9 protein-coding genes are annotated in these 11,235 nt (G+C 43.4%); 3 read left to right on the top strand and 6 right to left on the bottom strand.

Features of this window, described 5'->3' with window-relative positions:
- Positions 1 to 392 precede the first annotated feature (392 nt).
- From ACEWB7_RS00375 to ACEWB7_RS00360, 4 genes are all read right to left on the bottom strand, one after another.
- Positions 393 to 1,841 (bottom strand): NAD-dependent succinate-semialdehyde dehydrogenase, encoded by a 1,449-nt coding sequence (locus ACEWB7_RS00375; protein WP_411580354.1) that lies wholly within the window; start codon positions 1,839 to 1,841, stop codon positions 393 to 395.
- A gap of 16 nt (positions 1,842 to 1,857) precedes the next feature.
- Entirely contained in the window at positions 1,858 to 3,120 is a 1,263-nt protein-coding gene (gene gabT, locus ACEWB7_RS00370; RefSeq protein WP_411580321.1) for a 4-aminobutyrate--2-oxoglutarate transaminase, read from the bottom strand.
- 281 nt (positions 3,121 to 3,401) lie between these two features.
- Entirely contained in the window at positions 3,402 to 4,586 is a 1,185-nt protein-coding gene (locus ACEWB7_RS00365; RefSeq protein ID WP_411580320.1) for a hypothetical protein, read from the bottom strand.
- A 142-nt stretch (positions 4,587 to 4,728) separates the two neighbouring features.
- Positions 4,729 to 6,000, bottom strand: coding sequence for a Glu/Leu/Phe/Val family dehydrogenase (locus tag ACEWB7_RS00360; protein ID WP_411580353.1), 1,272 nt, complete (start codon positions 5,998 to 6,000; stop codon positions 4,729 to 4,731).
- Between the two features lie 318 nt (positions 6,001 to 6,318).
- On the opposite strand from ACEWB7_RS00360, the gene ACEWB7_RS00355 reads away from it, so the two are divergent.
- Positions 6,319 to 7,821 (top strand): PLP-dependent aminotransferase family protein, encoded by a 1,503-nt coding sequence (locus tag ACEWB7_RS00355; RefSeq protein ID WP_411580319.1) that lies wholly within the window; start codon positions 6,319 to 6,321, stop codon positions 7,819 to 7,821.
- Between the two features lie 417 nt (positions 7,822 to 8,238).
- Entirely contained in the window at positions 8,239 to 9,684 is a 1,446-nt protein-coding gene (locus ACEWB7_RS00350) for an amino acid permease (protein ID WP_411580318.1), read from the top strand.
- A gap of 150 nt (positions 9,685 to 9,834) precedes the next feature.
- Here the strand turns inward: ACEWB7_RS00350 and ACEWB7_RS00345 are convergent, their stop codons facing one another.
- Complete coding sequence (locus ACEWB7_RS00345) at positions 9,835 to 10,194, bottom strand: NAD(P)H-dependent oxidoreductase (RefSeq protein WP_411580317.1); 360 nt, start codon at positions 10,192 to 10,194, stop codon at positions 9,835 to 9,837.
- Positions 10,195 to 10,198: 4 nt separating this feature from the next.
- A complete protein-coding gene (locus ACEWB7_RS00340; RefSeq protein ID WP_411580316.1) occupies positions 10,199 to 10,435 on the bottom strand; it encodes a hypothetical protein in 237 nt (78 codons plus the stop codon).
- Between the two features lie 115 nt (positions 10,436 to 10,550).
- On the opposite strand from ACEWB7_RS00340, the gene ACEWB7_RS00335 reads away from it, so the two are divergent.
- The gene (locus ACEWB7_RS00335) at positions 10,551 to 11,174 is read left to right on the top strand and encodes a TetR/AcrR family transcriptional regulator (protein WP_411580315.1); all 624 of its coding nucleotides are present in this window, start codon (positions 10,551 to 10,553) and stop codon (positions 11,172 to 11,174) included.
- Positions 11,175 to 11,235: the final 61 nt, after the last annotated feature.

The following is an 11,235-nucleotide window of genomic DNA, read 5'->3' as shown; positions in this document are numbered from 1 at the left end:
ACACAAATATTAATAATGACGCAAATAATAATCATTACTATTATTAATGTAAATTTTTTATTGCCATATTTACTGTTTTTTATATCCTTTTTCGATTTGCTCTTTATGAATTAAGCTAAATCCCTAACTAGGAAAATCCGAATTTTAAAAACGATAAAAAATGGTGAAGTGTGTCTGGAATTTTGGCTAGGATCAGAAGCATTTTAGCCAATAAAGATGTTTGGCAGAAAATCAATTCCTGTTCTTGCTATAGATAAATTTTGTTGCTTAAAAATATTTTTTAACTGCTGTGTGAGTTAAATTTAAACTATTTTTATTGTATAAAAAACAGTTAATTAAAAATCAGCCCTGAATGGGCAGGGCTGATTTTTAACTGGTTGATGGAGCATTTATTATGAAGATAAATCTACACACAGATATTTCATTTCGAGATATTCATCAATACCGAATTTAGAACCTTCACGTCCTAAACCAGATTGCTTCACACCACCAAATGGCGCAACTTCATTAGAAATGGCACCGGTATTAATTCCGACCATGCCATATTCCAATGCTTCACCCATACGCCATTGACGCGCTGTACTCTGTGTGAATATATAGGTAGCCAGGCCAAACTCGGTATCATTTGCCATCGCCACCGCTTCTTCTTCCGTGTGGAAGCGGAATAACGGAGCCAATGGACCAAAAGTTTCTTCTTTAGCCACTTTCATGTCCTGGGTTACTTCAGTCAGCACGGTAGGCTCAAAGAAAGTGCCCCCTAGACTTGAACGCTGGCCACCAATTTTAATCTGCGCACCTTTGCTCGCGGCATCTGCAATATGCGACTGCACTTTGGCAATTGCATCTTCATCAATTAACGGGCCTTGAGTGGAACCGTCTTGACGGCCATCACCCACTTTTAAATTGGTCACAGCTGCAGTCAATTTCTCAGCCAGCGCATCATAAATGCCATCTTGCACATAAATACGGTTGGCACAGACACAGGTTTGACCGCTATTACGGAACTTGCTGACCATAATGCCCTGAACCGCCTGCTCCAGATTGGCATCATCAAAAACCAGTACTGGCGCATTGCCACCCAGCTCGAGTGACAGTTTTTTGATGGTTGGCGCACATTGCTGCATGAGAATGCGGCCAACTTGAGTCGAACCGGTAAAGCTCAGCTTTTTCACCGTGTCGCTTTCGCACAAGGTTTTGCCCACTTCAATGGCATCGCCACTAATGTGCAGCAATACATCTTGTGGTAAACCTGCCTGCAAAGCCAGCACTTCCAGAGCATAGGCTGTTAATGGCGTTTGCTCGGCCGGTTTAACCAGCATAGAACAGCCGGCAGCAATTGCAGGGGCAGCCTTACGGGTAATCATGGCTGCAGGGAAATTCCACGGCGTAATTGCAGCGGTGACCCCAATCGCCTGTTTGATGACCAGCAAACGCTGATTCGGCAGCGTTGGTGTCAGCACTTCACCGTCAATACGGCGTGCCTGTTCAGCAAACCAGCGGATGAACGAGGCAGCATAAGCAATTTCACCGCGCGCTTCAGCTAAAGGTTTGCCTTGTTCAGCAGTCAAAATCTGAGCCAATGACTCTTTATTTTCCTGCATCAAATTAAACCAGGCCCACAGCACATCAGCGCGTTGTAATGCTGTTTGTGCTTTCCATGCCGTCTGTGCCGTCTGTGAACGAGCAATTGCTTGTTCTACCGACGCACGGTCATGGGATTTCACCCATGCCAGCGTGTCATGTGTTGCCGCATCTTTTACTTCGATGTAATCACCTGTTTCAGGCTGATCAAAATGAATATCTGGATGCTGTAATAAATCTTTATATTGCGCTTGAAGCATAGTCATTACTCTTCAATTATGCTGCAGCAGAAAGTGCAAAACCTTGTTTTAAAATGTTTAAGCCAGCACGGAATTGCTCTGCAGGAATCGTTAAAGGATATAAGAAACGAATTACATTACCATAACGACCGCAGGTTAAAATCAGCAGGCCATTTTGCATGGCATAGTTTTGAATCGCTTTGGCTTGATCAGCCGTTTCCAACTCAACAGCAACCATTGAACCTAAGGCACGAATATCTTTGACAATAGAAGAAGACTGTTTCAGTTCATTTAGAACCTCAACTAACTCTGCACCTAATACATTGGCGCGTTCACACAGACCTTCACCTTCAATCACATCAATAACTGCATGTGCTGCAGCAACGGCAATCGGACTGCCTGCATAAGTACCGCCTAAACCGCCAGGATTCGGTGCATCCATAACTTCAGTACGACCAACCACGCCAGAGATCGGGAAACCACCGCCCAGGCTTTTTGCCATCGTGATCAGGTCTGCTTTGGTTTCGTAGTGATTCATGGCAAACAGTTTACCGGTACGAGCAAAACCTGTTTGCACTTCATCTGCAATCATCAAAATACCATGCTGATCACACAATGCACGTAAACGCTTTAAAAATTCTGCCGGTACAACATTAAAACCGCCTTCACCTTGCACAGGCTCGAGTACAATTGCCGCCACATCATGTGCAGCCACATCTTCAGCAAAAATGTCTTCAATGCTTTGGATGGCATCGTCCACAGTAATGCCTTTTGACTCTACCGGATAGCGTGCATGGAAAACACCCGCTGGCATTACCCCAAAGTCACGTTTGTAAGGGGCAGTCTTACCCGTCATTGCCATGGTCATGAATGAACGGCCATGGAAACCGTTACCAAAAGTCACAATGCCGTGACGGCCAGTATAGGCACGGGCAATTTTAACTGCATTTTCTACTGCTTCAGCGCCGGTAGAAAAGAATGAGGTTTTTGCAGGGCCATCAATCGGTGCACGCTCATTGATGCGCTCAGCAAGAGAGACATAACTTTCGTAAGGTACAACCTGATAGGCGGTATGGGTAAATTTTGTTAATTGTTCAGTAACAGCAGCAATAATTTTAGGGTGACGATGACCGGTATTCAGTACCGCAATACCACCTGCGAAATCGATATATTGATTGCCTTCGGCATCCCAAATTGTCGAGTTCTCTGCTTTCTCCGCGTACCATTGACACATGACACCAACACCACGAGGCGTCGCTTGCTGTTTACGTGCATTCAGTGCAGAGTGTTTACTGTCCATTTTGTATCCTCATTCTTGATTCATACATTGTAAAATTTTGGCATCCATATCATGTGCTTGATGATATGCAAATGACTGATTGATCTTCCTCATTTTGCGCTTTTATCGGCCTGATACGAGAGCCACTTTGAATCAGATAGACAGAGCCAATTCACCCCACCCCGAAGATTTTAAAAATCAAAAAACAGGATAATTATATACAAATCATAAGCTTGAAATTACACCATAAAAAATGGCACCTTTTTTTAAAAGGTGCCATTTTGATAACTAAGAGCAAAAATTTAAAAATTATACATAAACAGTAAATTCAGCAGCCGGCTATGGCCTGCTGCATCTCCTTGCGCCAAAGAACCAGCATCACCACCAATGAATACATCATTTTTACCGGTGATATATTCGGCTGCCAGCGAAAACTGCTTAACATCCAGCTGAGCACCCAAAATATTGCGTGTAGATGTGGCAAAACCGGACTTCTCTTTGTCAAAGACGGTATAGCTGACATAAGGCGTCAGATCGTAATCTTTGTAAAAATCAGTCATTTGATAATCCAGATTCGCCACATAATAATTGGCTTTATTGGCCACATGATACTTCGATTCAAAAGAACCTACCGTGGCATAATCTGGATTCTCTACAGTCTGGGTATCTGCGCGATTCTGTCCGGCAGTCAGGGTCAGGTTTGCATTCTGGTAGTTTAAGCGACCAAACACATTCCATGCATTGCGATGCCCGGTTTGACCATTGCGGTTATTTTCCAAATCTGAATACCAGTAAGAGCCGCCGACATTCAGCTTAACCGGGCTGTCCTGCAGCAGAATCTGCTGATTGATGCGTGCAACCCACATGTTTTTTTCTTCAACGTCATCGGTGCTAGCATCTTCCGGCTTGACATAATTGGCCGCATAACGCGCCGCATCGTCACCAGTGCCGGCAAAACTTCCCCCATCACGCACAAAATAAGCCACATTGACTTTGGTATTTGTACCGAGCTGCTGCTGCCAGTTAATACCCAGATTATGCACATCTTCCAGTCCGGCATTGTCCATTGAACTGCCGTACCAGCTGCTGCTCCAGAAGCGGCCAATACCAAAAGGCATATCTTGCAGACCCAGGGTGATGCGGCTGTCATCATTCAGCTTATAGCCCAGGTTGGCATTCACCAAGGTTGAAAAATCACACAGGGTATCATTTTGATAGCAACGGTATTCCACATCGCCGAACAATGACTTGGCATCATATTTCAGGCTGAGTTTCGCCGCATTAAACTTTAATTTATGGTCACTGTCTGAATAATCCTTATCCTGATAATTCGCTCGTAGCCATCCCGATACGGTCAGTTTGCCTAAATCGGTATCGGCATCTCCCCAAGAGAGCGTATCTGCCTGCACGGTGGCAGATATCGTAATGGTACTGGCGACAAGCGCACAGAACGAAAATGGTTTCACTAAAAAACGTTGCGACATCATAGAAGCCCCAAAAAAGAAATAATAATCTTCAAAACCAGATCGCTGGCATAAGCAAAATTTCTGACTAACTGGAATCAGCAAAGGCGTTAAATATCCAAACTTATGCCGGGTCAAATATTGCATCCTGCAAGAGACCCTACCCTTAACCTGGATAGATGCCGCGCTCTTGGCGAGCCATCAAAATCCGTTCACATGCCAAAATATAAGCTGCGGTACGTAAAGAACATCCGGCCTGCATGGCTTTGAGCCAAACGTCATGCACGGCATTTTTCATGATTACATCCATACGCTGATTGATTTCTTCTTCTGTCCAGAAATAGCTGGCAAGGTCTTGTACCCATTCGAAATAGCTGACAGTCACGCCACCGGCATTGCAGATCACGTCTGGTACAACCGTGATTTGACGTTGACTCAGGATTTCATCCGCTTCAGTGAGGGTCGGACCATTGGCCCCTTCCAAAATGATCTTAGCTTGAATGGTTTGGGCAACCTGCACATCAATCACCCCTTCCAGTGCCGCCGGAATAAATACTTCTGCGGGAATTTGCCAGAATTTTGCCGCCGCGATTTCGTCGCTTGCAGCAAACCCCTGAATCTTGTGATGGGTGTTTGAATATTCCATTAACTTGGGGATATCAATTCCTTGTTCCTGATATAGGGTTGCGGAGTGATCCTGTACACAAATCACTTTGCTGCCATTTTCATGAAACAGCAAGGCGGCTTCGCTACCGACATTACCATACCCCTGCACACACACCCGGGCATCCTTTAAATCCAGGTCAATTTGCTGAGCCACTTCACGTCCGCTAATATACACGCCACGTCCCGTAGCTTTACTGCGGCCTAAAGAACCGCCAAGATGCACGGGTTTCCCGGTCACCACACCGGTAATGGTAGAACCGGCATTCATGGAAAAGGTGTCCATCATCCAGGCCATGATTTGCGGATTTGTCCCCACATCCGGTGCCGGAATATCTTTTTGCGGCCCAATAACCAAATTGATTTCTGCGGTATAACGTCGTGTCAATCGTTCCAGTTCACGCTTGGATAACTGGCTTGGATCAACCCGTACCCCGCCTTTGGCACCACCAAAAGGTAAATTCAGCGCCGCACATTTAATCGTCATCCATGCAGACAGCGCCATCACTTCATCTAGATTGACATCAGGATGGAAGCGTACACCGCCCTTGCCCGGACCGCGGGTCAAATTATGCTGAACCCGATAACCTTCAAAATGCTGAACGTTGCCATCATCCATAATCACCGGAATATCCATAATCAGGCTTCGTTTCGGGCGTCGCAACATATCCAGTCTTTCGCTGAGTTCACCCAGATAAGGAGCCACTTTATCCAGCTGTTTCAGATAATTGTTCCAGGCCGTCGTACCGTGCTCGGTATAGGTGAGCCCCTTCATCATTGTGTTCATTGCATGATCCTGTTTTTTGTATGCAGACGCATTTCCTTGCGGCCGCAAAAATATAAATTTATCTCTGCTTGTCAGCATTTATTGATTCAGGTGTCTAGCCAGCGTGATCTGGGCTAAAACATTCAGCGTGGATTTTTCGCTTTGGCTTTAACCAAGATATGTGTATATTGCCTGCCGTTTACAGGCCCGTATTTACATCCACTGCGCAACAACGGGATACTTTACAATTACTGCCTGACCAGATTATTTTGCACATACCGATATCGCTCTCACGAGAGCCACTTTGAATTTGTAGGAGAGAGCCAATTGCGTAGCTTGCTTGGAGACTATTTGCTGCAGCGATTACAGCAAGATATCGATGGAACATTGCAGCTGCGATTATTTCGCTGCTTGCGCAATGCCATAATTGATGGCGTATTGGCACCCAAGACTCGTCTGCCGGCATCCCGCGATCTGGCCAAAGAGATCAAGGTTTCCCGCAATACGGTATTAAGCGCGTATGAACAATTACAGGCACAAGGCTATGTCGATGCCCGCACAGGACAAGGCACCTGGGTCACAGATAAACTGCCTGAATCCTTTTTAGTCAAGGCGGAAAATAGCAACGCCCCTATTCAAGAAAAAAAATCTCAGCAAAGTTACAGCTTGTCCCAGCGCGGTTCTTACTTAATCGGCTATTCAGCAGCTTCGCCTTATCAATGGGGTGCCTTTGTCCCTGGTGCGCCAGATGTGACAGAGTTTCCGCATCACATTTTTAGCAAAATTCAGACCCGTTTGAGCCGTGAACCAGAAATTACCCGCTTGATTTACAGCAATGCCGGCGGCTGTCTGGAACTGCGCCAAGAACTTGCGGAATATCTGAAAATTGCACGTTCGGTACAATGCGATGCCAATCAAATCATTATTACCGAAGGCACGCATCAGGCGATTGATCTAGTCTCGCGTACCTTGAGCGACATTGGAGATGAAGTCTGGATCGAAGACCCAGCCTACTGGGGCGCCCGCAATATTTTGCGCATTAACGGGGTCAATCTGCGTTCACTACCGGTCGATCAGGAAGGCATTATTCCTGATCTTGATCCGAAAGTACCCCCTAAGCTGATCTTTGTTACACCTTCCCACCAGTATCCCCTAGGTTCACATCTCAGCCTGGAACGGCGCAAACAGCTGATAGCAATTGCCCGGCAGCATAAAAGCTGGATTGTGGAAGATGATTATGACAGTGAATTCAGGTTTTCAGGCCAGCCCTATCCGTCTTTACAAGGATTGGAACCTGATTCCCCGGTCATTTATATGGGCACATTCAGCAAAACCATTTATCCTGCACTGCGTATCGGCTATCTGGTGGTTCCGAAGAAACTGTTTTCCCCGCTGCGCATTGTGGCCTCAGAACTCTATCGCGGTGGACATTTAATTGATCAGAAGGCACTGGCAGAATTTATCCGTGAAGGCCATTATGAGGCGCATATCCGGCGCATGCGCTTACTCTACAGTAAACGCCATGCATTTCTGATTGATTTAATTCACCGCCATTTAGGTGAAGATTTTCTGCACGAATACAACACGGCAGCAGGCCTGCACCTGATTTTAAAACTGCCAAGCAGCAGTGATGATGTCCTGATTGCGTCGAATGCACTTGATCAAGGTATTAAGGTCAGAGCCCTGTCGCAATACTATACCAAGCACTATTCTACCCGGCAGAAAGGATTACTGCTCGGTTTCGCCTGCGTGAGCGAACAAGAAATATTGGTGGCTTTCGGCGTACTGTTGAAATGCTTGCGCGACAATGGAATTCATACTTTAAATTAGTAAAATTTCGATTCTAATTAAAATTTTATTTTTAAAATTAATATATTCTCGGCCTGTTTTTAAACAAGGAGTAAAACCTTTTATGGCCCCTTCATTTTATTTAGTCTTTATTTTTCTGTAAACATTTCTTTCGGTAATTTTCACCTTTTTAACGCAATTGGCTCCCTTCAATAGCTAAAAAATGGCTCTCGTCACCTGATAACAAAAAAGAGAAATTAGCAGCATACATACACAGCATGTAACAGTTTTGTAATCTAAGTGTGATTTTTCCTGTGTTTATAGAAACATCGGTTTTATTAAGTTTAACTTAAAATTAATGAAGTGATTGCGAATTCGGTTACAGTTTCAAAGGATAGATAGTGTACACAAGGTAGAGAGCTCTATTGCTGTTGCACTATGGAGATTAAGGGAAATTATATGGCAGAACATCAACATGTCTCCACGCGCGATTCATCACACGGCTTAAAAAGTGGACTTAAGTCACGTCATCTTACAATGATCTCGATTGCCGGGGTAATTGGTGGCTCACTGTTCATTGGCTCTGGTAATGTAATCTACTCGGCAGGTCCCGCTGCAATTTTGGCCTATGCCTTTGGTGGATTGCTCATTCTATTAATCATGCGCATGCTGGGTGAAATGGCCGTTCTCAACCCGGATAGCGGTTCATTCTCAACTTATGCTGATCGCGCAATTGGCCGCTGGGCAGGTTTTACCATTGGCTGGCTGTATTGGTGTTCTTGGGCATTACTGATGGGCTGGGAAGCGTATGTCGCAGGTAAAATCCTCAACAGCTGGTTTCCGTTTATCCCCATCTGGGGCTACATGCTCCTAGTTATTGTGTCATTGGTTGTCGTTAACTTACAAAATGTCAAAAACTATGGCGAATTTGAGTTTTGGTTTGCCCTGATCAAAGTGATCGCAATTGTTATTTTCTTAGTCATTGGTAGCTTGGCAATTATGCACTTATGGCCGTGGAGCCAAGCAGGTGTGTCAGGTATTACCCATTTAACCTCTGAAGGTTTCATGCCCAATGGTTTCTCTGCGGTAATCACGGCATTACTCGGGGTTATGTTTGCCTACATTGGTGCTGAAATTGTGACGGTGGCTGCCGCAGAATCACAAAACCCTGCACGTGAAATCCGCAAAGCATCTAACTCAGTGGTATGGCGTATCATGTTGTTTTATGTCGGTTCAATGCTTATTACGGTCTGCCTTATTCCACATAACAATCCACTACTCAAAGACCCAACTTGGGGAACCTATAGTGTGACCTTAACTGCACTCGGTATTCCGGAAGCAAAACACATTGTCAATTTTGTGGTCCTCACTTCAGTGTGTAGTTGTTTTAACTCTGCACTCTATACCTGTTCACGTATGCTGTTTTCATTGTCAAAACGTCACGATGCACCGAAAAGCTTTGGTTTAATCAACCGTAATGGTAGTCCTTGGATGGGTGTTCTGGTGTCATCATCATTCGCTTTATTGGCAACCTACCTGACTGCCACTGAAAGTATGAATGTCTACGACATCTTTATGTTAGCGACAGGTACAGCGGCACTTTATGTCTATCTCACCATTGCCTTTTCTCAATTACGTATGCGTAAGAAATTAGAAGCGGAAGGACAAGTGATTGACTTTAAAATGTGGTTATTCCCTTGGCTGACTTATCTGGCAATCTTCTTTATTATTGGTGCCCTGATTACCATGCTGGTTGAAGGAACATATTTCAAAGAAGTGACTTATACCAGCTTGCTTGCGCTCTTTATTGTCGGATTAGGCATCTGTGCACAAAAATTCAATTGGGGTAAAGATTCACAAAGAAAAATTTCACAAAATAGAATAAACTTGAGCGACAATATTTAATGCTCAAGCTGATAAAATAAATCTTGCTGACAGAATCAGCCCGGCTGGTAGGTGAATGTTTAATCTAAATTTTCACCTATCAATCGCAATAAAAAAAATCTTTTATCATTCAAAAACTGCTCTTCTTTGATCAGCAGGCTTTCCAGGCCATTAAACCGCTGCATCCTGTTTGGCATACTTTTCCATTAGTCTTAACCATTTTTCACGTTTTAGCTCACTTGAACCGCGAACAGAACCAATATAAGCCGTCTTGATCTTTTTTATACCGCAGAACGCTAAGGTGGTTTTTTTCAGCTGCCGAGTACTCGGTTCACCATAATACCATTTATAGAACCAGCCCGGCTGGTCCAATGTGGTGATGATTCTGGCTGTTTTATTGAATAAATGCCCTTGGATACGGTGGCTGTTCTCCACATAACTAAAAGCAGTACGAGGCAAAAATACACGGTCAATAAAACCCTTTGTTATTGCAGGTAGTCCGCCCCACCATACTGGAAAAATCCAGACCAAATGATCAGCAAGCTGAATTTTTTTTCCAAGCCTCTTTTAAATCCGGCTCGAGCTCCATTCTCTTTTCATAGCCATGTTTCAAATTAGGATCAAAATGCAAGAGCCCTACTTCAATCAAATCAACCTGTACATTGGACTTTACCAGATAGGATACATAGGCTTCGGTTAAGGCAGCATTAAAACTGGTTTTTGAAGGATGCCCATCAATAACAACGATTTGTTTATCTGTACTCAAACTCATAACAATCTCTATAATTGAACCATATTTTTCAAATTACAAGTGATATCTGAAAACAAGTAGCAAATTTATCGTATAAAATTTAAGATATCAACTGTTATCTCATTTCTTTTATCTTATGAATCCAGCAAAACTTTCACGCGATGAAAAACAGCTTAAAACCCGTCTGGCGCTCATTGAATCTGGATTTTCACTCATTTCCAGTCATGGTTATGGGGCAGTTTCTATTAGAAATATCTCCAAGCATGCCAATTATACTCAAGGGGCTTTTTATTCTAATTTCAGCAACAAAGAAGATTTTTTATTGGAATTAATGCGATTACAGTTTGAAAAGGAAAATATTCAGCTTCAGAAAATAATATCCACAGAAGACTCAAATATTGATCATACTATTGATGGACTCCGGATTTGGCTTAGTGATTTTTTTAATAATTTTGAATGGTTAAAAATATCCATTGAACTGCAATTATATGCAGCTCGTGATCAAGCTTTTGCATTGGAATATCAAAAAATTTGGCAGACACATCAAGATGAAGTCACCAGAATTTTAAGCAGACTCATTCCAGCAACGCAATTGTTCGATCAGAAGCGTATTGAGAATATAACTGTTGAACTCATCTCGTTAAGTTACGGTTTAGCCTTGCAATATATGATTTTTAAAGATGACATTGAAAAATATATAGATATTATTATTAAAAGTTTAAACCGCAGTCTTGAAGTCCTAAATACGGATATAAATTGAAGCCAATGTCTAACAACTGGAAGTAAGCTATATTTTTATAATAAATATATGAAAATAAAAA

Origin of the sequence: Acinetobacter sp. NIOH-H-8 (genome assembly GCF_046635365.1) — a bacterium.
Lineage (GTDB): Bacteria > Pseudomonadota > Gammaproteobacteria > Pseudomonadales > Moraxellaceae > Acinetobacter.
This window is presented reverse-complemented; position numbering and strand designations above follow the sequence as displayed.